Source organism: Enterococcus columbae DSM 7374 = ATCC 51263 (genome assembly GCF_000406925.1).
Classification (GTDB): domain Bacteria; phylum Bacillota; class Bacilli; order Lactobacillales; family Enterococcaceae; genus Enterococcus_E; species Enterococcus_E columbae.
The window spans coordinates 446782-471258 of record NZ_KE136348.1 but is presented as its reverse complement, the minus strand read 5'-3'; the positions used below and the strand labels follow the sequence as shown (position 1 = coordinate 471258).

Here is a 24477-nt window from a genome sequence, read left to right as displayed (position 1 = left end):
TTTCTATTTATGATTGTTTCCTTGATTTTGGATGTATTTCTTTATCACATCAATTGGTGCTCCACCAGTCGTCAACAGACAAAAACTTTTAGACCAAAACATTTCTTTCCAAAGAAACTGTTTGACTCTTGGAAAATCACGTTTTATCAATCTTGAACTAGCGCTTTTATAGGCGTTGATGAATTTTGTCAATTCTGTTTTAGGATGAGCTTTGAACATAATATGAACGTGGTCTTTATCATGATTCCACTCCACTAAAGTAATGTGATACGATTCTGAAATTCTTTCAAAAGTAGCTTTAGCATAATCAGATATGTCATCATCTATCACTTGTCTGCGATATTTCGTTACTAAAATAAGATGGTAATAAAGAAGGAAGACTGAATGGTTATTTGTATCTAATTCCATTTTATATCACTCATTTCTAATATAGACTGATTATAACATAGAACGAAATAAAAAGACCATGTAATGTATTGTCGGTCTTCGAGTTACCAACAGTAACCCTCATACCGAATGGCATTCATCACCCATCTATAGAGGATGGGCGACTTCTGCCTGAATTACGTTAAAATCTGTCTATATGGTGCAGGGACATTATCATAAAGGAATATTCTCATAGATTTTCTACGTAATTCTCCTAATGAACCTATAGAAAACACAGCCATCAATATAACCACAACAAATATTAATGCTTCAAAATATCCTGTTATTCTCCCCAGCAACTCACTGGATGCATATATACCTGTTTCATGCAAAAATAAATAGATTCCCACAGCACAAATCCCAGTTATGCTTAACGTTTTCATTTTCTTAAATATAGTTTCTTTTTCCGCAGTTGCATAATCCGACATTGATTTAGCAATTTCTCGTTCTTCTTTGTTCATAATCTCGCTTTTCCTTTCTCCGTTGATAATCTCCGAAATGCTTACATCATAATAGTCTGCAATATCAACAAGAATACTAATATCTGGCATATTACTTCCCGTTTCCCAACGAGATACAGTTCTGCCTGATACATTAAGTACTTCTGCCAATTGTTCTTGTGTGACATTCTTTTCATTTCGAAGTTCTTTTAGAAAACTACCAATTTTCTTTTGGTCCATTTTGCTTTCCTCCTTTCATCAACAGACTATCCTAATCATCTATTACATAACACGACACAAAGCGAGAAATGTCGTATTTATGCCATTAGACAAGCTTGTCTAATACTATTTCCATTGTTTTAATCACATTAAATTATAATTTGTTATTGTTCACTAAATAAGAATTTAAACTTATCTAAAAACTTATTCGTCACACAGATATCTCCCTATCAATTACTTTTATTATGCTGGAATAAAATCTGTAAATGGTTTTAGAAAAGTTAACAATCTATCGGTTACTTCCTCGGAGCTACATGGCATATCGCTACTAATCCACCACTCTATTACTCCAAGAAGGCCATTAACCAAAAACTGCGATGCAATTTCATAAGAGCTGGCAATTTCTTCAGGCATTACAGCCATAGCAATTGAAACTTGACCTAGCAAAGCATTAGTAAACTTTCTTCTAAATATTCCATACTTATCATTTTCATGAAGTAATTTATACAATTCTATATGTTCCTCCAAATAGGAGAACACCCTTCCCATGGCGTCCTCTTGAAGGTGAATATCTTCGTTATCACTGCACTGTGACAATAGTTCATCCACATATTTATCTATGCATTTTTCGAGGATATCATACTTATCTAAAAAATGAAGATAAACGGTTCCCCTGTTAATGTCTGCCCTATCTGCGATATCATTTACCGTAATCTTTTCAAATCCCTTTTCTCTAAGTAGATCCATGAAAGTCTCTAAAATCAGTTTTCTTGTACGCTTTACTCTTCTATCCATAGCACTCCTGTTAATTAACACTTTTATCAGTTTGTTCAGTTTTCAACATCTGCACACTTTTAACTATTGTTTCGAGTGATTCTTGTCTATATGATTAGAATATCGAACATATGTTGATTATTCAACACTCATACAGTAAAGGAGAACTCAAGTCATGAAGATATTAATTTTTGGAAGAGGTGCCATTGGATCACAATATGGATGGGCATTAGAAAAAGCTGGACATACAGTAGATTTTTACGTAAGAAAAGAACGAAAAGACATCTATGAACAAGGCGTCAATGCCACAATATATGATGGTCGTATCAAAGATTATCTGAAGTTTCACTGGAACATTAATTTGATTGATGAAATCCCAATTAAACACGATTATGATTTGATATTCCTAAGCATTAACCCAGAGCAAGTTTCAATCGCCATCGATTATCTGACTCCCAGAATCGGAAATGCCACCTTGCTTTTCTTCTGCAACTATGGAAGGGATATATCCAAAGCAATTGGTTCAATTCCTGCAAATCATGTAGTATTTGGTTTTCCAGGAGCCGGAGGGGGATATGAGGAAAACGATTTATACGGAATTTTAATGAAATCAGTAGAAATCGGCTGTACAGGCAATAATCCAACCGTTAGGGAAAAAGAAATCATAGAACTATTCAAAGGCGCAGATTTCAAAGTTTCTTTACAAAAAGATATTTCCAGATGGCTCTTCCTGCATTATATAGCAAATGCTGCCATGGAAGGAGCAGCTGCAGAAGTAGGTGGATTTGAAGCGGCAATCTCATCAAGTGAAGCACTCTCCCACATGGTTCTCAACATACGAAAAATGAGTCCATATCTTAAGGCAAAGGGAGTGAAGAAGAACGTCCTTCTAATCGCCATGAGCATAATACCTCCAAAGTTCATGGGTTCAGTTATGAAGAACCTGGTCTACAAGCCGGGAACTCCTATGCATATGGCTCAAAGCCATAACCATTTCAAACCAGGATATGCTGTAGAAGAAATAAAAGCAGATGCAAAGAAACTGGGTATCATTTTAGACATCTAGCCAAATCTATCAATATGCTAAAACTCTCTCTATAGACGATCAAAAACCCGCCTTTGGTGAAATCATTGAAACTTTACGAAAAATGAATCTTGTTTATCTTGGTGGAACGAATTATACACCAGCTTTTGAGCGAACAGATTTAGTTGATGATTTGATGGATACTTTTGGATTTAATGTAGCAAGAAAAATAATTACTCAAAAATATTTGAAAAAATTTTCTCGAGTTGTTCAATCAGAAAAAAGTACGAAAATGAAATAGCATAAATAAACTCCCCTAAACGCTGTAATATCAGGCATTAGGGGAGTTTTATCGTCTTTCAACTGTAAAACTCGAGAACACGTGTTGATACGTGTGTCGATTTTTCTAGCATGGTTCTTCCTATAATTTATGATTCCTTTTCATTATTAACTACGCAAATTTTGAAAATAGCTCCGATAAAGGGTCTCTCTTTCGATTAAGTTATGTGCTATTATAGTGGAAAAGCTTATTAAAGGAGGGGTTTCATGTCACGTTGTTCTTGGGCTGAGAGTAGTCCGTTAATGCAAGCCTATCATGATCACGAATGGGGCAGAGTGGTTACCGATGATCAGCGTTTATTTGAATTTTTAGTATTAGAAATGATGCAAGCAGGGCTAAGCTGGTCGATTGTTTTAAATAAGCGAGCGAGTCTGGCGGAGGCTTTTGCGCAGTTTGATTATCAAAAAATTGCCCAATTTACTGAGGAAAAAGTAGCGACTTTAGTTCAAAATCCTAAAATTATTCGTCATCGCTTAAAGCTTCAAGCAGTGATTCATAATGCCCAATGCTTCATGGCTATCCAGCAGGAGTTTGGCTCTTTTGCGCGTTACTTGTGGCAATTTACTGATGGCAAAATTATCCATCATCATTGGACAAGCTTAGAACAGGTTCCTACGCAAGATAAGTATGCACAAATAATTAGCAAAGACTTAAAAAAGCGTGGGTTTAAATTTGTCGGTCCAGTGACAATCTATTCATATATGCAAGCAATCGGTATGGTAAACGACCATTTGACTAGTTGTGATTGTTACGGTGAATTAGTCCAACAAACTCAGGTCGATTTGTAGTTAGACAGCCTTATTTTCTTGCTTTTCTTGCCTAGCTACTTGACGATTATTCTTAGAGGGGCTAAAATTATAGTTACTGTTAAAATGAAGGGAAGGTACCCAGATGCAGATTCGTTTGGATAACGAATGGCAATTGCAACCATTAAAAGGCGATACAGGCAAAGCATTTATTGGCTTGCGTGCACAAGAAAAAGTCTTTATCAAACGAAATACCACGCCAATGCTAGCGGCTCTGTCTAAAGAAGGCATCACGCCTAAGCTAGTTTGGACGAAGCGTACAGGCAATGGGGATACCCTGACTGCGCAGGAATGGTTGGAAGGACGGCTTTTGCAGGCAGATGAAATAGGGAAACGCAATGATGTGATCGATGTGTTGTATCATCTTCATCACTCACCGTCACTTTATGATATGCTTGCCAAGATTGGTGGAAAGATTTGTTCGCCAAGTGATATGTTAGCCGCTTATGAAGCGAATCTTCCAAAAGAGATTGCCAAAAATTCTTTTTTGAATATGGTCTTGAACTATTTACGCCAAAATATCCCAGCTTTTCAGCCTAAAGATGCGACGGTCGTTCATGGTGATGTGAATTATCGTAATTGGCTCGTTTGCCAAAATTATTTGTATCTGGTCGATTGGGATTCCATCATGTTTGCAGATCCAGCAGTGGATATTGCCACGATTTTAGGTCATTATCTCCCTTTAGGCAATTGGAGTCAGTGGCTATTAAGCTATGGCGTACAGCCTGATGGCGAATACATGGAAAAGCTTTACTGGTATGCTTTATTGAGTATTTTACAAGAAGTAAAGAAAAATGTTTTAAAAAGAGATTTTGTACAAACCAATCGCGAAATTATTCAATTGAAACGAATTTATCGTACATAAAAATAAATCAATGTCGCTAGAGGATAGAAGGGCACTTCTACCCTCTAATTATTTGACTGAGAAAGGAAAACCAATGAGAGTTAGAAAACGTAAAGGTGCAGAAGAATTAATTGCTAGCCACCCAGAATATGTTGTTAACGAAGCCCACACATTTAAAGGACGATGGCATGAACGCTTTGGCAATAATCATCCTATTCATATTGAAATCGGGATGGGAAAAGGTCAGTTCATCACTGGCATGGCTAAAGCCAACCCTGAGATTAATTATATCGGTGTAGAAATCCAGACCAGCGTGGTTTCTTTTGCTTTAGATAAATTATTGGCTGAAGAATTACCGAATGTCCAACTACTTCATGTCGATGGCTCTAGCTTAACTGAGTATTTTGCTGATAATGAAATTGACCGTATTTATCTGAATTTCTCGGATCCATGGCCAAAAACCCGTCACGAAAAACGCCGCCTAACCTATCGCACATTCTTAGAAGTAGACGAGCAAATTTTAAAACCAAATGGCGAAATTCATTTCAAAACCGACAACCAAGGCTTATTTGAATATTCTCTTGCCAGCTTCTCACAATACGGCATGACCTTAAAAAAAGTCTGGCTCGACCTACACAACAGCAACTATGAAGGTAACATCATGACCGAATACGAAGAAAAATTCTCTAGTCGTGGTCAACGTATTTATCGTGTCGAAGCACAGTTTAATAACAAGGATGTGAAGTAGCTTGCTCAGACATGTGAAAATTCGAGTGTTACTCTCCAATGAGAAAATCAAAAAAGAGTTGAGATTTTCTCAATGGAGAGGCGAATTTTCGGCATGTCTAGCTACTGAACACCGTCAACAAAAGGATGTGAAGTAGCTTGCACAGCTACAATCATCCGAAAAAAGTCCCAAGCAACGTTTGCTTGGGACTTTTGGCGTTAGTTTCTGTGTGCGCGCAATGCACTAATAATTGCCACAACATCAATGACTTCTTGGAACATCGCACCGATAAATGCCGGAATAATCCCACTTGAAGCAATAAACATCAAGAGGGTACAAACGATCATGCCAATCCAAACCGATTCTTTGGCGATTCTGACTGTTTGACGAGCGATTTCAATACTTTTACTCACCTTGGATAAATCATCTTGCAAGATCACCACATCGGCTGTTTCACTGGCAGCAGTTGCGCCGTGTGCTCCCATCGCAATACCGATACTTGCACTTGCTAAGGCAGGCGCATCATTAATCCCATCGCCGACCATTGCTGTTAATCCGCTTTGAGCGATGGTTTCTTTGATTTTTTCGATTTTGGTTTCTGGTAGACATTCTGCATACACATCGGCTTGGGCAATGCCCACTTGCTCAGCAATATTTTTGGCAACCGGCCATTTATCCCCAGTTACCATAATAAGATGCTGCAAGCCAAATTGTTTTAAGGTTGCAATGGTTTGTGGGGCTTCTTTACGCAGGGTATCTTTAAAGGTTAAATAGCCGAGAAATTCCCCCTCTTTAGCGACGAATACACTGGTTTGTTGGGGCAGTTGTGCAGGTAGCCCTTTTTGAATAAAGCTTGGTTTACCAATCGCATATGTTTGTTGGTCAATGACGCCTTCAATCCCATGACCACTAATTTCACTGATGGTTTGTACATCTAGTAAAGATAGTTGTCGATGCTTACATTCTGCTACGATACTCCGGGCAAGGATATGGGTAGAATTTTGTTCAAGGCTGGCGACAATTTGCAAAAAGTGTTCGGTGCTAATGGACGGAACATGCTGAATTTCATCAATCAGTAAGATTCCAGAAGTGAGCGTTCCGGTTTTATCAAAGGCGATATTTTGGATCGCTGCCAATTTTTCAATCGCACTACCGTTTTTGACCACAATTCCGTAGCGACTTTCACGACTCATACCAGCGACAAAGGCAATCGGTGCAGCTAAGATTAAAGGACAAGGAGAGGCGACCACCATGACCTCAGCAAATCTGACGGGATCTTTAGATAGATACCAAGCGATTCCACCGATGAGATAAGCAATCAAAGTAAAAGGTAGAGCATAGCGATCGGCTAGACGGACAAAGCTTGCAGGTATTTCGCTAGATTGGGCAACCAATTGAACCAAGCGTTGGTATTGGCTATCACTGGCTAATTTATTGACTTTAAGCTGAATTGTTTGGTCTCCGTTGACCGCCCCAGACAGCAAATTGTCCCCTTGTTTTTTCTCAATTGGCAAGGATTCGCCGGTTAGCGAGGCTTCGTTAATCGTAGCAAATTCGCTGAGTAAAATGCCGTCAATGGGAATCATTTCATTTGGTTTTACCAGAATTTTTTCTCCGATTTTGATTTGGCTTAAATCGACATCGACCATTTGACCGCCTTGTAAAACATGCGCAATTTCTGGCGTTTGGTCAAGCAGACTTTGTAATTCTCGGTTGGCTTGCTTGCTTGCGTAGGCTTCTAGTGATTCTCCACCAGTTAGCATAATCAAGACAACTAAGCTAGCCCAATATTCACCAACAATTAAAGTAGACACAATCGCAGTGATGGCTAAAATATCAACCCCCAAATTGCCTTTTCTTAATGTTTGAATCATTTCAACCAACATACTAAATGCGATGAGACTACTGATAATGCTAACTAACCAACGTGCATAGATGGGCTGATTAAAAATAAATTGAAGAATCAATGCGATGATTCCGATAGTAATGGTAATCAATAATTTTTTTTGATTGGACATCGTTTTCCATCCCCTTTTCAAATAAAGTATACCACCTAAAAATTCTAATTGATAATAAAATAATCTAAATGAGAACGATAATCGTTAATATATGCAATTGATAAAGGTTATCAATTAGAATTATTTTAAAATAGGGCGAAAAGGTTAAGACAAGCTATTTTAAAAAAATTTTGGTAAGATAGGGTTAGAAGCATTTGAATTTAAAAAAATGGAGTGGAGTTATGTTAACAAAATTAAAAAATATTTTTTCCTTATATTTACTTGACTGGCGACGGATTTTTAGCGTACCGACTGCGACATTGTTGTTAATCGCCATGTTTATTTTGCCTTCTTTGTATGCGTGGTTTAATATCAAAGCGCTCTGGGATCCTTATGGTAACACCAGTGATTTGCCGATTGCTGTGTATAGTGCCGATCAAGGCGTGAAGTTGAATCATCAGCAATTGGCTATCGGTAAAAAAGTGATTCAACAGCTCCATCATAATCATCGACTAGGCTGGGTCTTTGTGGATTCTAAGAAGCAATTAACTAATGGCGTACAATCAGGTAAGTATTATGCCGGCATTTATTTACCTAGTCATTTTTCTAAGGATTTAGTCAGTTTTATTGATGGCAAAATTCAAAAGCCGCGCATCGACTATTATTACAATGCCAAAATTAATGCGATTGCGCCAAAAATTACCGATAAAGGTGCCTCAACACTTCAAAGTGAGATTACGGATAATTTTATCGGTACCTCGAGCAAAATTTTAGCTGAAACCATGGACCAAGCCGGCATCTCCTTGGAAAAACATTTCAATGAGATTGAGCGCTTGAGTCAATTAGTGCTGGACACCAATGATCATTTAGCTGAAATGGATAGCTATATTGCTCAGCTCCAAGCGTTAGAGGCCAAATTACCTGATTTATCTGCTAAATTTGCATTCGCACAGTCGTTACCTAATTATTTTCCGCAAGTCAATCAGCTAGCTGATAAGGTCGTTTTGGCGAATCAGCACGTTGATCAAATCAATCAAGCTGGCGAGCTACTATTAGTCTTACAACGCAACTTGCCACAGCTTCAAAGTGTTCAAGGAAAAATGGACCAATTCAATCAAGACTTTGTTCAAGTGAATCAATTAATGCAAAATGGGATTACCTCGTTAACCCAAGCGGTACAAATTGTTCAAAACCTGCAAGCAATTTTACCGCAATTAAGTCAATTGAATCAGCAAGCTCAAAGCTTTTTAGCCAATACCAGTCAATTTGCTAAGGATTTTCAAGCAATTTTACCAGCAATTACGCAAAGTGTGGTCTTAGATTTACAAGCAGCCCAAAGCTTTGGCCATAGCTTTGATCAAGCCTTAGCCCAAATTGCCCGAACCTTAAAAGAAGCGCAGCAAGCCGGCTTAACTGCCGAGCAAAAACAGGTCCTTAGCCAATTATTAGCTAGGATGAATCAGCAGTTAGAGCAGCAAAAAGCGCATCTAGCTACGCAAATCGCCTATTTTGAAGCGTTGCAAAAAAATAGTGGCAAGGATTTTCAGTCTACTATTGCTCGTTTACAACAGGCCGTAAATGTTATGGATCAATTGCAAGCCAAAAGTAATCAGCTAGTTCAAGTGTTGCAATCAGCAGAGGCAAGTATCCCGTTAATGTTGCAAGCAGTGACTGATTTACAACAGCTAAATCAACAAGTCCTAAGCCAGCTACAAGCAATCGATCCTGAGCAAATCGCTAGCCAAATCAACCAAACCTTAACGGATCTTTTACCGCTGCTCCAAAACGGTCAAGATTTATTAGAAAAGGCGCAGCAAGTGAATTGGGCTGACTTTATGAATCAAACCCAGAGAGTTTTACAACAAGGCTTGCAGCTACTAACAAGTTTCCAACAAGATTTGCCTGGCTATCAACAAAAATTCCAAGACCTACAAGTGTTTATGAACCAACACTATCAGGGCTTGGTCCAAGGATTGAATCAAGCGACCCTTTTTTATCAAAAGGATTGGCCAAATGTGCAACAAAAATTAGCGTTGGCGAGTCAATTTGTCCAAAAGGATTTACCTACTTTGGAAAGTGAGTATACACAGACACTTAATCAGCTAAATGCTAAAATGCCTTTGGTGCAAAATGCCTTTAGCCAAATCAATCAATTTATTCAGAATGATTGGCCGATTGTGCGTAAGGGAATCCAAGAATCTGCGCAATCCTTACAAAAGGGCCAACAAATGCTTTCGTTAACGGAATTGATTCGTCTGCTTAGAGTAGATGCTCAAAAAGAAGCCGACTTTTTCAAAGAGCCGGTAGTATTAAAAACCCAAGCCTTTTATCCAATCAAAAATAATGGTTCGGCGAGTGCACCGTTTTATACCGCCCTTTGTCTATGGGTAGGTTCCTTGCTGCTTTCTAGCTTGGCTACGACGAGTGTTTATCTTGAAAAGAAACAAAAGCAACAATTTACTTTAAGAGAACAATTCTTCTCTCGGATGCTCAGCTTTTTAACGATTGCTTTAGTCCAAAGTCTTATTGTCGTTTTCGGTAATCTCTATCTTTTACATGTCTCTGTTAAACAGCCAGTGCTATATGTCTTATTTACGCTGCTCATTGGCCTAGCCTTTATGTCGATGATTTATGTTTTGGTGAGCCTTTTTGGGAACATCGGTAAAGGCATCGGAATTGTAATCTTGGTGCTTTCGATTTCTGGTGGAGGAGGAAATTACCCCATTCAGGTTTCAGGAGCCTTTTTCCAATGGATCAATCCTTGGTTGCCCTTTACCTATGCAGTGAATCTATTAAGAGAAGCAACAGGGGGCATATACTGGCCAAATACGCATGTGGATTATCTGTTTTTACTGATTGTTGCCGGTCTATTTATCATTTTAGGGGCAATCTTCTTCCCAAGAAACAATGCCTGGGTCCAACATTTTAATCAACGGACGAAAAACAGTCATTTCTTCCATTAAGCTAGCAAATTTTTATAAGCTTTCGCTAGCTTAGGACGACTGTTGCTTCATTAGAATAATGAGCCAAAATGTGCTACAATGAAAAGGCAGATTTTTTACAGAAAGTGAGAAGAATAATGTTAACAACGGAAGATTTTGATTTTCATTTGCCAGAAGAATTAATTGCCCAAACTCCCTTGGCTGATCGAACAAGCTCAAGATTATTGGTGCTCAATCGCCAAACTGGAGCAGTAGAGGATAAGCATTTTTACGATATCATCGATGAATTGCAGCCAGGCGATGCTTTGGTGATGAATGATACTCGGGTATTGCCAGCTAGATTGCACGGTGAAAAGGTCGAAACAGGCGCACATTTAGAGCTACTTTTACTGAAAAATACCCAAAATGATGAATGGGAAACGCTGATTAAACCAGCCAAACGTGCGAAGGTGGGCACGGTGATTCGTTTTGGCGATGGTCGCTTACAAGCAGTGGTCAAAGAAGAATTAGATCATGGTGGACGTATTATTGAATTTCAGTATGAGGGCATCTTCTTAGAAATTTTAGAGTCATTAGGTGAAATGCCACTGCCGCCTTATATCAAAGAACGCTTAGAAGATCCTGATCGCTATCAAACAGTCTATGCTAAAGAAAACGGCTCAGCAGCAGCCCCAACAGCCGGCTTGCATTTTACTGAAGAATTATTAGCGAAAATTCAGGAAAAAGGGGTAGAATTAGTCTATTTAACCTTACATGTAGGCTTAGGTACCTTTAGACCAGTGAGTGTGGAAAATATCGCGGATCATGAAATGCACAGTGAATTTTATCGCTTAAGTGAAGAAGCTGCGCAAAAACTAAATGAGGTAAAAGCTAACGGTGGTCGCATTGTCGCAGTAGGTACGACTTCGATCCGGACCTTGGAAACTATCGGCACCAAATTTGCTGGAAAAATTCAAGCTGATAGTGGCTGGACCAATATCTTTATTACGCCAGGCTATGAATTTAAAGTGGTCGATGCTTTTTCAACCAACTTCCACCTACCAAAATCAACCCTGGTCATGTTAGTCAGCGCTTTTGCCGGCCGCGAAAAAGTCTTGGCTGCTTATCAACACGCCATTGAACAAAACTATCGCTTCTTTAGTTTTGGCGACGCCATGTTTGTGAAGTAAGTCTGTCTTAGTTGTTTCATCAACATACAAAGATTAGAAACATTAGCAAATAAAGCATCCAAATAAAATTTTAAAAATGATTATTGATAAAAAATGACCGGAAATTATGTTTAGTCGGAATATTGTCGGGATAAATTTTCGAAAGATGAAAAATATCCCGACACTTTTTTACTAAATTTTAACTACTTATCGCCGACTAGTTGAATGATTATTATCTGTTTAACCAAAAGTGTAAAGCTAAAAAGAAACACACCTTCAATTATTGGCTAGAAGGTGTGTTTCTTTTATTCATTTTAAAATGTTCAATCCAATTTCTTCTATTAGACCAAAGTAAAATGGGAATTTCATAGTTTTTGAACACCGCTTTAAATTTATCTGACAGCTTGTTTTCATCATTGGCAATCACAAGAAAATCTGTATCCGTTCTTAAAGCTTTGGTATCAATGATGCTTAGTAGTGGTAGCTTATACGCATTGCTAATAGGATTGTTGACTATTTTAATCGCACATTGATTCCGATATTTGGTTTTTCCAATCGCAACATCGAAATGAACATCAGCTCCAGATTTTCCTCTAAACAATATATTCTGCGTAATTGGTAAATCCATTTCTAGAAAAAAATTCGCCACTTCTTCTGAAAAAAGATTGATTACTTTATCTCTTGTTGTATAGAATAAATCGGCAACCTGTATAGTACATTGAATCAATCGAGTTTGTATCAATGGAAAGTCATTTAAATCATGAAAGCGAATATATAGTTCTCTTGTTTCTTCATTTAATTTCACTCCGAAATTAAATAAAATTTGATTAAACCAATGCTTTCTTTTTCCGAATTTAATAATAGACGGATTAGTAAGCTCTAATTCGTCAAGGGTATAACCATCGTCAGAAATGATGTAGTCATTTTCTATTTTTTCGACTACTAATTGAATATTGTCATTAAGATTATCTACAAAAGGGGTATTGATAATAACTATGTTTTCTTTAGCTGTAAACTTTATTTTCTGTGTCATCCACTCGTAGTAGATTTTTTGTAAGTCAGTTAGATAAGTAGGCATGTTTCATTCTCCTTTTCACCATTATACCAAATCTTCGGTAAATAAAATATTCCCTGTGATTAATGCGCTTTTTGGATAGAATGCCGAAATTCGTTTTGATTTTTTGCGCAACCTTTCTAAAAAGAAAAATTGCTTTAGTTAATTGTTGACGCTTACAAATAAAAGTGTAAAATAAAAATTGTATTCCTAAACATAACTCAATTAATCGTAAATACATTTTATTTTTTGATAGGATGTCGTGAATTCACAAGGAAAGAAGGGAAAGAAATGCTATCAGTAGTTCAAGCGCAGGATCAGCATTTTGAAACAGTTTATCGTTTAACAAATAACAATGATTTAGAGGTCGTGCTTAGTCCATACGGGGCACGTCTTTTAGCCATTAAGGTACCTTTAACAGAAGGCGTGCGCGATATTGTGGCTTCACCAGTTGATTTGGCTGGCCAAAAAGCAGCGCGCTACTTTGGGGCAACAATTGGTCCGGTAGCCGGTCGCATTAGCCAAAGCTATTTTGAAATTGATGGAGAAAAATTCGTTACTGAAACCAATAATAATGAACATACCTTACATTCTGGCTCCAATGGCTTTGATAATCGTGTGTGGTTAGCTGAAACGTATGAAAAAGATGGTGAGGTTGGGGTGATCTTTAGTTTAACGCATGAAGATGGCGAGGATGGCTTCCCTGGAAAGGTTCAGGCTAAGGTCACCTACAGCTTAGATAATGCAGATAATTTAACCATTCGTTATGATGCGACAACAGATAAGCCAACGCTTTATAATCCAACCAACCATGGTTACTACAACTTAACCGGTAGCGAGTCTAATCCGATTAATAGTCACTTTTTACAAGTCAATGCCAAAGAAGTAGCAACGACTAATCCAGATGTAACCACTACTGGAACGAAAACGGCAGTTGAAGGAACAAAATTTGACTTTAGAGAGCTAAAAACTATTGGTGAAACCCAATTGGACGATCCATTTATGTTAACCCATGAAGCAGATTTTGATTTAGTTTTAGTCAGTCCAGATGAAAAGGTACGTTTACAAATTACGACGGATGCACCCGGGGTAGTGATTTATACTACAGGTACTCACGAAGAAGGAACCTTGATGAAAAATGGTGCGATGGCTGTACGTGGGGCAATCGCTATTGAAACGCAAGGCATTCCAGGTGCGGAAAAATTCGCTCAATATGGCGATATTACCCTACGCCCTGAACAAGCCTTCCATTCAGCAACCACTTATCATATTGATTACTTACAAGTATAAAATCGAAAAATCTCAATCCTCAGTAGCTAGCATTTTCTAGCTTACTGGGGATTTTTTTGATCCAAAAAGGCAGAAAAAAATCGTGTTTTTAGCCAAATTGCAAGCAAATAGCATCCCTGTTTAGACACTTTTTCGTTTTTGTCGTAAGGCTAGTTGCAAAGGAAATAGAAGTGAGTAAAATAGCTTTCGTAGGTAGGATTTTCTTTGTTTATGAAAATTTTATGAAAACGAAGAAAAGCAATCTGTCAATGTTACACAGATTCCTTACTAAAAAGTGTCAATGCTTTTTAGATTGTGGCATAAGCCGATTAGATTCCTTGAAAACTAAATAAAGAAAGTGGTGGAAAACAGTGATTAAAAAAGAACTGAAAAAAATCATGGGCAATAAATTACTGTTTGCAACAGTAATTATTGCTATGTGTTTGCCGGTATTATATGCAGGCATTTTCCTAAAATCAATCTGGGATCCATATGGACGAATCAGTCACTTACCAGTGGCGGTGGTCAATTTGGATCAACCAACCAGCCTTGAAGGCAAAAAAGTCGATGTAGGCAATCAGTTAGTCAGTGAATTAAAGAAAAATGATGACCTAGATTGGCATTTTGTTTCTAGTGAAAAAGCTAAAACGGGCTTGAAAGATCGTAAGTACTATATGATCGTCAAAATTCCGAAGACTTTTTCTAAGAATGCTGCCTCCGTTTTAGATACTGATCCTGAAAAAATGGATTTAACCTATGAAACGAATGGTGGTTTGAACTTCTTAGGTGAAGTAATTAGTGAAAATGCGATGACACAGCTAAAGGCTAAGGTCAGCGAACAAGTCACCAAATCTTATGCAGATGTCATTATTTCGATGGTTAAAACAGTCGGTACTGGCATGAATCAAGCCGCTGATGGTGCGAATCAATTAGCTGATGGTTCAAGCCAAGTAGCCAATGGTTTAGCTACTGTTAAAGACAAGGTGCCTGCTTTAACTAGTGGGGTGAGCCAATTAGCGGATGGTAGCAGTCAGTTAGCTAGCGGAGTCCAACAATATACAGCTGGTGTCGGTACAGCTGGTGGAGGTAGCGCCCAATTAGCAAGTGGCTTGCAAGCACTAAATGGTAAGGTTCCTGCTTTAGTAGGTGGTGTCGATCAATTAGCAGATGGCAGTAAAGTTTTAGCGAATGGGGTCAATCAATATACGGATGGTGTGCACCAAGCTTATGTTGGTAGCAGTCAATTGGCTGATGGCTTGAAGGTTTTAAGCTATAAAGTGCCCGGCTTGTCTGATGGTGTAAACCAATTAGTTGATGGGGGAAATCAGTTTGTCACTGGCTTAAATGCCTATACAAATGGTGTAGCCCAAGCAGGAAATGGTAGTGGTCAATTAGCTAATGGCTTACAGACTTTACAAAGTCAACTACCTGAGCTTGCTGAGGGAATTAATCAATTGGCTGATGGTTCTAAGCTGTTAGCTGACCAATTGAAAGCAGGCACAGATGCATTTGATGAAACGAAAGCTGCTCAATTAAAACAATACGTTAATGGCGTACAACAATATATCACGTCTATTAATCAAGTATTGCCAACGTTAAGTAACTTACCAGTTGCGCAATTAGGCCAATTACAAGCGCAAATGTCAACAGTTGCAAACAATTTGCAAAATGTAGGAGCAAATCTTGAAGGGGCGTATCAAGTACTTTCTGCAAGTCCGCAGCAAGTAGCTACGAATGTAGTAGCACAATTACCAAATGAAAATGGTATGGTGACAGTATCTGCTGAAAACTTAACTACATTGATTGAGCAAGCAGTTGGCACAAGTAATGCTCAAGCAATGCAACAGCTAGGTAATGCTACGCAAAACTTACAAGCTGTTAGTGGACAATTAACACAATTAAGCCAAGTGGTGAGTGCTTTACCAACTATTGATACCACCCAAATTAGTGGTTTAGCTACTGCTACACAACAATTAGCAGCCAATACCAATCAAGCAACGGCTGGTTTAACTTCATTAATTGATGGTACATTGAAAGTTAAGAAGGAAGCTGTTCCTGGTGCAGCTCAAGTTGCTGCTGGTTTAACTCAAGTCCAAGCAAAATTACCAGCATTAAGTAATGGAATCGGTCAATTGGTTGATGGTAGCAAGGCTTTAGATAGTGGTTTAGCTACTTTAAATGGTAAAACTAGTGAATTAACTGGTGGTGCTACTAAGATTGTTGGTGGCATGAAGCAAATGCAAGCTCAATTACCAACCTTAACAGATGGAATTAATCAATTAGCTGCAGGCGGTAACAAGTTAAATAATGGCTTGAATGTGTTGAATAGCAAATCAACTGACTTAGGCTCAGGTGCAGGCAAAATTGCCGGTGGATTAGGTCAAATGCAAGCGCAAATGCCAGCCCTAGCAAGTGGTGCCAGTCAATTAGCTGATGGTAGCAAGCAATTAAACGATGGTATGCAAAAACTAAACGCTAACTCAGCGAAATTAAATAGTGGTGCTTCACAATTACGTGATGGCATTGCTACTTTAAATGGTCAAATCCCAACTTTAGCTGATGGCGTGAATAAGCTAGCTGATGGTTCAAACAAGGTCAAAGATGGCAATGTGCAATTAGCGAACAAGCTAGATGAAGCAGCTAAACGAATCCAAGCCGTTCATTTAAGTGATAAGACTGCTGATATGATTGCTTCACCAGATAAGACAACTCATGAACAATACAGCGAAGTACCAAACTATGGTCATGCTTTAGCACCATACTTTATGAGTGTTTCCTTGTATGTGGGCTGTCTAGTCTTTAACTTTGTTTATCCGATTAGAAAAATTGCTGATCGCAAAAACAGTAACGCTACTCAATGGTTTATGAGTAAATTGACGATTGGCTTCATTGTTTCTACAATGATGGCGTTAATCATCGGTACGATTATGAGAATGATTGGTTTAACCGTAGAACAACCATTTAACTTCTACGCAACCTTATTTATTACTGCATGGTTATTTATGTTTATGATTATGTTCTTGGCGATGACTTTTGATAATCCAGGTCGATTTATTGCAGTATTATTATTAGTCTTCCAATTAGGTTCAGCTGGCGGGGTCTTCCCAATGCCATTAACCAGTCATTTCTATAATGTATTGAATCCATTTATGCCAATGACTTACTCGATTTATGCTTTAAGACAAGCAATTTCAACAGGTCTAGGCGAAACCTTATATCGTCACTCAATGTTAATTTTATTCATCTTGGCAGTTATCTTTGTCATGTTATTAGGCTTAGCGATGCAATATCTATATCGCAAAGGGTTAGCTGGTTACTCACAATTACACGAAAACCAAAAGCTCTTAGATGACGATTATAACGGTAAATATGCCGAAGAAGAAAGCTCATACACTTTATGGTAAAACACAGAAACGCTAGTAGTTGAAAAAAACTACTAGCGTTTTTTTATAGTGTATAGTTGTTTGGTGGTTTGCACAGCTACGAGAAAATAAGTCACTAGCACGACGAGAATACTTAGGGTAAGAAAATTCTTTGTCGTGCTAGCTTATTTTCCGAGTAGCTAACCACAAAACACGGATTCGTATAGTTGTTTGGTGGTTTGCACAGCTACGAGAAAATAAGTCACTAGCACGACGAGAATACTTAGGGTAAGAAAATTCTTTGTCGTGCTAGCTTATTTTCCGAGTAGCTAACCGCAAAACACGGATTCATATAGTTGTGAAGTAGCTTGCCCAGATATGAGAAAATTCGAGGAATATTGGTCCAAGCTAAGCATTCTTTATAAAGACCAATTCGTGTTCAGATGAACGCAAAGGTTGAAAGCAAAAGCCATCAAAAGTAAGTTTCTTAATTTCATCAATTGTCTGTAGTTGTTTTTGAATACAGCAATTGACCAGCTTTCCACGCGCTTTTTTAGAAATCGTAGAGTGAATGCGTTCTTTATCCGCTTTTTTCTCAATAAAAAGACACCGATAGAAATTTTTGCGTATTTCTTTACTGAAGACCTCGTCAAACTCGCTGGAGAGTAAAGAAAGGATAGGTGTTTCATTTTGGACTGCTTCATCATAGTAGGGTTGCCAATTTTGCTTTAACGACTGTTGATTGATTTTGATTCGCTGTTGAAAGTCTAGACGATGCGGCGCAATTCCACTGGTTGCACCAATTACACCATACAGTGCCGAGGTTAGATATAGATGCTTATCCACATAATTGAGTTGTTTATCGGATAAACCTGTTCGTTTGATTTGTCGATACATTAAGCCGTCAAACAATTCCCAGGCTGGGTAATACTGTGCTTGATGGGTTACAATCGCTTGCCACTGCTGATAAACGTCTTGTGCTAGGGATTCTTTGATTTTGTAAATAGCCACTAGTTCTTCAACGGATAGCTTAGCAAAGGCTTGACTAATTTCTTGGGTCAATAGCTTTTGGGACGGTTCAGCTACAGATATAACTTGTGTATTTAATTCTTTAGCTGTGGGTAATAAAATAATCAAGAAAACATCACTCCAAACAATGATAGGTATTTCTATATAAAAAGTGTAGGCATCAAGCGTTATTAATAGCCCATTTGTTCAAAAAAATCAACAATGTCTTGATAAACGCGTTGTTTGTTGGTCTCTTGTAGGACTTCATGCTTCATTTCAGGATAGACGATGTTGGTGATATCGCTATAACCGATAGTACGCAAGGTATCCATAGTCTCTTCCAATCCCTTTTCGCCTCCGGTAATCATAGTATCATCAAAGCCAGTTGCACTTAGAATTTGGAGATGAGGATTTTGACATTGGAATTGCTGAATCTTTTTCAAACGAGCATTGATATCAAACATGGTTAAAATCCCAATATTGGTTAGCCGATGCTGACAAAGTGGATCTTTCGCAATCGCATCAAGGTTTTCTTGGTTATAGCTAATCCAATCTATCTGGTCATTTTTGCCAGGATTGAGTGCGTTTAATAAGGCATTATGTCCATATTTACCAAAATAAAAAACAATGATTCTTGCTAAAAAGACACCGATGGGAGCTAGTGGATAGGCCATGACGGTTCCAGTTAAGGCGAGCTTTTGAATTTCATTATCATGCTTTTGTAAATAATTACGTGCAATCATGGAGCCTAGTGAATGACCGAAAAGATAAAGCTCTTTTTTAGGAAAACGTTGCTTGATATAATGAGAAATCAGAACTTGATCATCCACTAATTCATCGACTAAATCCATAGAAACACGAGGATATTTAGGATTGATCGATTCGCCGTGACCACGTGTATCGCTGATGATTACTGCATAGCCTTGCTTATTTAGATAACGAATGAAGTCTTCATAGCGTCCTTTATGCTCTAATACGCCATGAATCATCTGCACTAAAGCTTTAGGTTGATTGACAGGGTAAAGCTTAGCCGTAAGCACAAAGCTATCAATTGTCGTTAAACGAATAGTTTCCACACCGTCATCAGCTGTATCGATGACCGTTGCGCGAATCTCTTTTTGACGAGTCGCTTGTCTTGTTTTTAGTTTGTTATATTGCTGCTGTTGATTTCGCGCCGCAAATTGTGGAAGTAATATCAATACAAGCAAAATAATTATGAAAATCCAAAAAGGTAGGTTAGTCAAAATAGTTAGTAGAACGAACATTTAAATCCCTCCCAATCATTACAGAAAATGGTTTGATTTCTTAGACTTATTCTAACATAATATAAAAAAATACACCAAAATTATACGAATAAACAGAGGTATTTTTGTTATGGATAGATAAGTTCTTTTGACGGGAATGAAGAAAAGAAAGGGTATTTAGAATTACGAAGAGTAAAAATTTACGCAATGCTTGGTATTGTGCTATAAAGGAATGATAGAGTAGGAAAAAGTCAATTGTCGACAATTTGTCGACAGTTGAAAAAGATGGAGAATGAACAGGTTTAATTATTTCCCTCAACTTTCGCTGTTTCCAAGCGTTAATCCTCAGCTTTTGAGGGTTTGTTATTCATTTTTTAACAAAAACCTTTGCCAAATTAGTTGCTACTGAGCAAATTTGGCGAAGGTTATGGACTTAGTTGTTAATAATGTAAGCTATCTATGCTTAGATGGTAAAGGCATCGGTATGATTACCGGCTTCTTTTTTCAATTCCTCGATGATGGCAATACCTGAGCTAGTGCCGATACGGGTTGCACCGGCAGCAATCATGGCTTTGAAGGTTTTAGCATCGCGAATGCCACCAGCAGCTTTGACTTGGACTTTTTCACCGACATGCTTGACCATTAGCTGAACATCTTCAACGGTAGCACCACCTGTTCCAAATCCGGTTGAAGTTTTGATAAAATCTGGTTCGACTTCTTTGGCGATTTGGCAAAGGGCGATTTTTTCCTCGTCGGTTAAATAGCAATTTTCAAAAATCACTTTACTGATGACTTCATGTTGCCGGCAAATAGCAACAATCGTTTGCATTTCTTTGGTAAGATAGGCCCAGTTATGTGCTTTGGCCTGCGTTAGATTAATGACATAATCGATTTCAGTCGCCCCGTTTTGAATCGCATCTTGCACCTCGAAGGCTTTGGCAGCGATACTAGTTTGACCGAGTGGAAAAGCGATGGCCGCCCCGACATGGATGTCAGTATGAATAAGCTCTTGGGCGCATAATTGGCTTTGGACTTGGTTTATCGCTACCATTTTGAAATGATAGTCCTTTGCTTCTTGGCAGAGCTTTTGCATATCGGCGCTAGTTGCATCCGCGTGAAGATTAGTATGATCAATCATTCGTGCATAATTATCTAAAAGTGTTGGTTCCATTTTTATCACCTCGACTTTATCATACACTTTCCTAAAGCGCTGTCAATGAATGGTTATTCAAAAAATCAAATAATAAAAGGAAGAATATGTTTTGAGATGCTACTAAATTATAAGAAAGCTTAAAGATAATCTAGTTATTTCAAAGCAGGATTGCTAGTAAAAATTATTTTTGGTATCGTTTTCTTGCAGTGGATAGAAGAATTTAGAAAAAAGATAGGAGTGTGAAGATGAAAAAAAGGGTTATTCAAATTTTAATCAGCCTGTGTTTCATTGAATTTATGATGCTGGTATTTCAGTTTGGCAGTCGATATATTGATAATCGAGCATATGAAGAGGTTCGTCAAGAAATTTTGAGTGATATGCAGACCAAGCATTTGCATACTTCCCGTATTTTTCGTGAAATAGGCAGTCCACATGGAGAGAATATACAGATTTGGCAATTGTCCACGCAGGGAAAATTTGCTTTTCTTGATAAATTAAAAATGAAGCAAGTATCCTACGATGAAATAGCTGGAGTGGAGGAGATGTCTATTTTTCATAGGCTGGATGATACTCAGCTAGATTATAATAAAAATTTTGATGTTAAAGCTTTTCTATTTACTTACAATGAACTAAAAAAAGAGGGATCAACTCTTTATTATCGTTATCAGCGTAGTGGTGTGGATAGCTATTATCTAGTGAATCCAGCTTTAAAATTTGGCTTATTGCTTCGTGTAGAGTATTGAATAGTAAATCATTGAAAAAAAGGCTCCTTACAGAATGGTAGTAGCAGTAAGGAGCCTTTTATCTTAAGAATGTGCAGTAAGCTGGTTAACTCCGAACCAAATAGCACTTGAGCTAGTGGAAAAACCGGTAGAGCTTTTACTAGCTCAGGGGCGTTTGAGGGAGCAACTACTTACGAAATATAGATTATGTTATATGACGGATAAGTCATCCTTCATTTATTCAGATACTTCGATTTCTTTTAATAATTCTTTGACATCAAAGGTAGTGTTTAAGAAGTTATCCACCATTGGGAAACCTTGAGTATATTCAGTCATTGTTTGCATGGTGATAATTCCTTTTTCTAATTCGTAGTCCATAATGTGACCACCAAATTGACCATCATCTGATAGAAAATGTAGGTGATAACCCGCAACTGCAGCCCCATGGAATAATTCAGGTGTGTAAAAACCAACAATAGTCCCACTGATATTTTCAGCACGGAATTCAGGTTGAACGATAGCTGAAAATGGACGATAAGGTTTTTGTTGCTTTGGCACTACGCGTACATGCATTTTTTTGAAAGTACCCTTGATTTGAATTGCCGCAAATAAATTCACACTAGTTAAATGAGTGTAAATCAAATCACCAATTTCTTGACTAGATTTATCCTTTACCACAGGGAATTGATATTCAGGATCAAAGTAGGTGACTGCTGCATAAGGGACAGTTTCATTGCCTGAAAGCTTGACGACATCGCCATTTTGACGAGCGTGGAAGGCTTGTCCTTCGATAATCATCAATTCGCCATCAGAACCATCTAACGTACCAATCCCAAAATCACCGTGTTTTAATAAATCGTTAATTGATTTGCTGCCATCCATTGCCCCAGCTAAAAGTGAGCTGAGTGTACCGTATTGATATAATGTATTTTCTGCCATCATAGGTCACCTCTTAATAGAATTGGTCTGGGAGCATTTTTTCTCCTAGCATCTTGTTGTCTGAGTAATCAACTGGTACATCAATTACCACAGGACCGTCAGTATTTAAGCCTTCTTGTAAAGCTTCGGCAAAGCTTTGAGCATCGTGTACACGAATTCCTTTAGCACCAAAGGCTTCAGCATATTTTACAAAATCAACTGGACCAAAGTCAACGCCGGAAGCTCGATTGTATTTCATTTCTTCTTGGAACTCAACCATGTTGTAACGACCGTCATTCCAAATAATATGAATAATGTTTAATTTTTTGCGAACTGCGGTTTCCAAGTCTTGGGCTGAGAATAAGAAACCACCATCACCTGATACAGAAACAATTTGTGTATTTGGTCGAACCAATGCGGCTGAGATTGCCCATGGTAAAGCAACCCCTAGCGTTTGCATCCCATTACTAAAGAGTAATTTACGTGGTTCATAGCTTCTAAAATGACGTGCCATCCAAATATAGTGGCTACCCACATCAACAGTCACCGTCATTGAATCATCAACAAAAGCTTGTAAGGCATCGATGACTTCAAGCGGATGTAACAATTCTGGATGTGTTTCAGAAGGGACCATATCTCGTTCTTTTAATTTTTGTTGTAGCCCTTCTAAGTATTCTAATGAATCAGCTGGTAATTCGTAATCAGCAATAGCTTCACTTAATAGATATAAGGTATCGGTAATGCTACCAATTAATTCACGTTCTGGTTGCATGTATGGATCGATTTCAGCTGGAATTTTATCAATGACGATAATTTTTGCATCTTTTTCAGCGTTCCAGTTGCGTGCTTCATATTCGATTGGATCATAACCGACTGTAATCACTAGGTCACTGCGTTTTAATAGCATATCCCCAGGTTGGTTACGGAAAAGCCCTACTCGACCGAAGAAGGAATCTTCTAATTTGCGAGAAATCACGCCGGCTGCTTGGAAGGTTTCGACAACTGGTAATTTCGCATGGGCTACTAATTTACGAATTGCCATGGTTTCAGCTTCACTAGAACCACGCATCCCAACTAGTAAGACAGGCAATTTAGCTTCTTTAATGCGTTTTACTAGGTAAGCAATATCTTCCTTAGAAGCAGAACCTAGACGTGGTTTACTTAATGGACGAATGCTTTCACCAACAACCTTGCTGTCGACAACGTCTTGAGGGATACTGATGAAGCTAGCTCCTTTTTGACCAGAGCGAGCCATCCGATATGCGTTGGCAAATACTTCAGAAATTGTTTCAGGATCTTGAATTTCTGCACTATATTTCGTAATTGGTTTAAACAAAGCAGCATTATCCATACTTTGGTGAGTTAATTTTAATAAATCACTACGTTTTACTTGACCGGCGATGGCTAAAACTGGATCGCCTTCAGCTGTTGCGGTAACCAAACCAGTCGCTAGGTTACTTGCACCAGGACCACTAGTAGCAATTACTACCCCAGGTTTCCCAGTGATTCTACCGATTGCTTGGGCCATAAATGCCGCATTTTGTTCGTGACGAGTAACGATTAATTCTGGTCCACGATCACTTAATGTATCGAAGACGCGGTCAATTTTCGCACCTGGGATACCAAAAATATAGTCAACTTCATGATTCATTAGGCTATCAACTAGGATATCTGCGCCGTGTTTTTCTTTTTTAGACAACTGTAACACTTCTTTCATTATAAATCTTTTGAATTGTTTTAAAATCAATGTTTCTATGTATGTAACAGATTGTTTTATCTGTTTGACGTACTGCATTATAACATTAGTTTTTGAAAAAAGTAAATGGTTTTGCTTAGAAAATTTCTTGAAAACGGATAAATCTTTGTGAGGGGATACGTTTTTGTCATGACAGGTTATACCTATAATTTATTTAAGGTTATAGAAAACGTTTTACGAATGATAGTTTTTTTTATTATTATTTGATAATGATATGATTATACTAAGTCAGTGGAGCATGATTGCGTAGGAATGATTATATTTTGAGGTTTATTTTATTGTTGACAAAGAACAAAAGTGATGT

At 38.0% G+C, this 24477-nt stretch carries 19 protein-coding genes and 1 pseudogene; 10 read left to right on the top strand and 10 right to left on the bottom strand.

All coding sequences use genetic code 11. The features are described from left to right. Positions 1-3: 3 nt before the first annotated feature. The 3 genes from tnpA to RK02_RS07035 all read right to left on the bottom strand — a co-directional run bounded on the left by tnpA (position 4) and on the right by RK02_RS07035 (position 1880). Positions 4-408, bottom strand: coding sequence for an IS200/IS605 family transposase (gene tnpA / locus RK02_RS07045; RefSeq protein ID WP_016183100.1), 405 nt, complete (start codon positions 406-408; stop codon positions 4-6). A gap of 155 nt (positions 409-563) precedes the next feature. Continuing rightward, on the bottom strand, positions 564-1106 hold the full coding sequence (locus RK02_RS07040; RefSeq protein ID WP_016183567.1) for a helix-turn-helix domain-containing protein: 543 nt from the start codon (positions 1104-1106) through the stop codon (positions 564-566). A 222-nt stretch (positions 1107-1328) separates the two neighbouring features. Further along, positions 1329-1880 (bottom strand): TetR/AcrR family transcriptional regulator, encoded by a 552-nt coding sequence (locus RK02_RS07035; RefSeq protein WP_016183566.1) that lies wholly within the window; start codon positions 1878-1880, stop codon positions 1329-1331. Between the two features lie 154 nt (positions 1881-2034). Here RK02_RS07035 and RK02_RS07030 point away from each other — a divergent pair, with 154 nt between their 5' ends. The 5 genes and pseudogenes from RK02_RS07030 to trmB all read left to right on the top strand — a co-directional run bounded on the left by RK02_RS07030 (position 2035) and on the right by trmB (position 5621). Beyond that, complete coding sequence (locus RK02_RS07030; protein WP_016183565.1) at positions 2035-2925, top strand: ketopantoate reductase family protein; 891 nt, start codon at positions 2035-2037, stop codon at positions 2923-2925. A gap of 58 nt (positions 2926-2983) precedes the next feature. After that, a pseudogene (locus RK02_RS12365) lies at positions 2984-3184 on the top strand (IS1634 family transposase); the annotation flags it as partial. Positions 3185-3429: 245 nt separating this feature from the next. Next, complete coding sequence (locus tag RK02_RS07025; RefSeq protein ID WP_016183564.1) at positions 3430-4011, top strand: DNA-3-methyladenine glycosylase I; 582 nt, start codon at positions 3430-3432, stop codon at positions 4009-4011. Positions 4012-4114: 103 nt separating this feature from the next. Then, on the top strand, positions 4115-4894 hold the full coding sequence (locus RK02_RS07020; protein WP_016183563.1) for a phosphotransferase family protein: 780 nt from the start codon (positions 4115-4117) through the stop codon (positions 4892-4894). Positions 4895-4967: 73 nt separating this feature from the next. Next, positions 4968-5621, top strand: a complete 654-nt coding sequence (gene trmB, locus RK02_RS07015) for a tRNA (guanosine(46)-N7)-methyltransferase TrmB (protein ID WP_016183562.1) — start codon at positions 4968-4970, stop codon at positions 5619-5621. A gap of 197 nt (positions 5622-5818) precedes the next feature. Here the strand turns inward: trmB and RK02_RS07010 are convergent, their stop codons facing one another. Then, on the bottom strand, positions 5819-7618 hold the full coding sequence (locus RK02_RS07010) for a heavy metal translocating P-type ATPase (protein WP_016183561.1): 1800 nt from the start codon (positions 7616-7618) through the stop codon (positions 5819-5821). 221 nt (positions 7619-7839) lie between these two features. Between RK02_RS07010 and RK02_RS07005 the strand changes: the two genes are divergently transcribed. After that, positions 7840-10560: a YhgE/Pip domain-containing protein gene (locus tag RK02_RS07005; RefSeq protein WP_016183560.1), complete on the top strand. Its 2721-nt coding sequence runs from the start codon at positions 7840-7842 to the stop codon at positions 10558-10560. Positions 10561-10676: 116 nt separating this feature from the next. Continuing rightward, positions 10677-11708, top strand: a complete 1032-nt coding sequence (gene queA, locus RK02_RS07000) for a tRNA preQ1(34) S-adenosylmethionine ribosyltransferase-isomerase QueA (protein ID WP_016183559.1) — start codon at positions 10677-10679, stop codon at positions 11706-11708. 259 nt (positions 11709-11967) lie between these two features. On the opposite strand, the gene RK02_RS06995 is transcribed toward queA, so the two are convergent. Beyond that, positions 11968-12765 carry a DUF1828 domain-containing protein gene (locus RK02_RS06995; protein WP_016183558.1) on the bottom strand — a complete coding sequence of 266 codons (798 nt, stop codon included), beginning with the start codon at positions 12763-12765 and terminating at the stop codon, positions 11968-11970. A 267-nt stretch (positions 12766-13032) separates the two neighbouring features. On the opposite strand from RK02_RS06995, the gene RK02_RS06990 reads away from it, so the two are divergent. Both RK02_RS06990 and RK02_RS06985 read left to right on the top strand, forming a co-directional pair. Beyond that, positions 13033-14031: an aldose epimerase family protein gene (locus RK02_RS06990; protein ID WP_016183557.1), complete on the top strand. Its 999-nt coding sequence runs from the start codon at positions 13033-13035 to the stop codon at positions 14029-14031. A 350-nt stretch (positions 14032-14381) separates the two neighbouring features. Next, positions 14382-17414 (top strand): YhgE/Pip domain-containing protein, encoded by a 3033-nt coding sequence (locus tag RK02_RS06985; protein WP_016183556.1) that lies wholly within the window; start codon positions 14382-14384, stop codon positions 17412-17414. 366 nt (positions 17415-17780) lie between these two features. On the opposite strand, the gene yaaA is transcribed toward RK02_RS06985, so the two are convergent. From yaaA to deoC, 3 genes are all read right to left on the bottom strand, one after another. Further along, positions 17781-18509 carry a peroxide stress protein YaaA gene (gene yaaA / locus RK02_RS06980; protein WP_016183555.1) on the bottom strand — a complete coding sequence of 243 codons (729 nt, stop codon included), beginning with the start codon at positions 18507-18509 and terminating at the stop codon, positions 17781-17783. Between the two features lie 62 nt (positions 18510-18571). Next, on the bottom strand, positions 18572-19645 hold the full coding sequence (locus RK02_RS06975; RefSeq protein ID WP_016183554.1) for an alpha/beta fold hydrolase: 1074 nt from the start codon (positions 19643-19645) through the stop codon (positions 18572-18574). Positions 19646-20087: 442 nt separating this feature from the next. Next, a complete protein-coding gene (deoC, locus tag RK02_RS06970; RefSeq protein ID WP_016183553.1) occupies positions 20088-20795 on the bottom strand; it encodes a deoxyribose-phosphate aldolase in 708 nt (235 codons plus the stop codon). 227 nt (positions 20796-21022) lie between these two features. Between deoC and RK02_RS06965 the strand changes: the two genes are divergently transcribed. Next, positions 21023-21520: a hypothetical protein gene (locus RK02_RS06965; RefSeq protein WP_016183552.1), complete on the top strand. Its 498-nt coding sequence runs from the start codon at positions 21023-21025 to the stop codon at positions 21518-21520. Between the two features lie 216 nt (positions 21521-21736). Here RK02_RS06965 and budA read toward each other — a convergent pair whose 3' ends face one another. Then, a complete protein-coding gene (gene budA, locus RK02_RS06960; protein WP_016183551.1) occupies positions 21737-22438 on the bottom strand; it encodes an acetolactate decarboxylase in 702 nt (233 codons plus the stop codon). A 13-nt stretch (positions 22439-22451) separates the two neighbouring features. Continuing rightward, on the bottom strand, positions 22452-24134 hold the full coding sequence (gene alsS / locus RK02_RS06955; RefSeq protein ID WP_016183550.1) for an acetolactate synthase AlsS: 1683 nt from the start codon (positions 24132-24134) through the stop codon (positions 22452-22454). Positions 24135-24477: the final 343 nt, after the last annotated feature.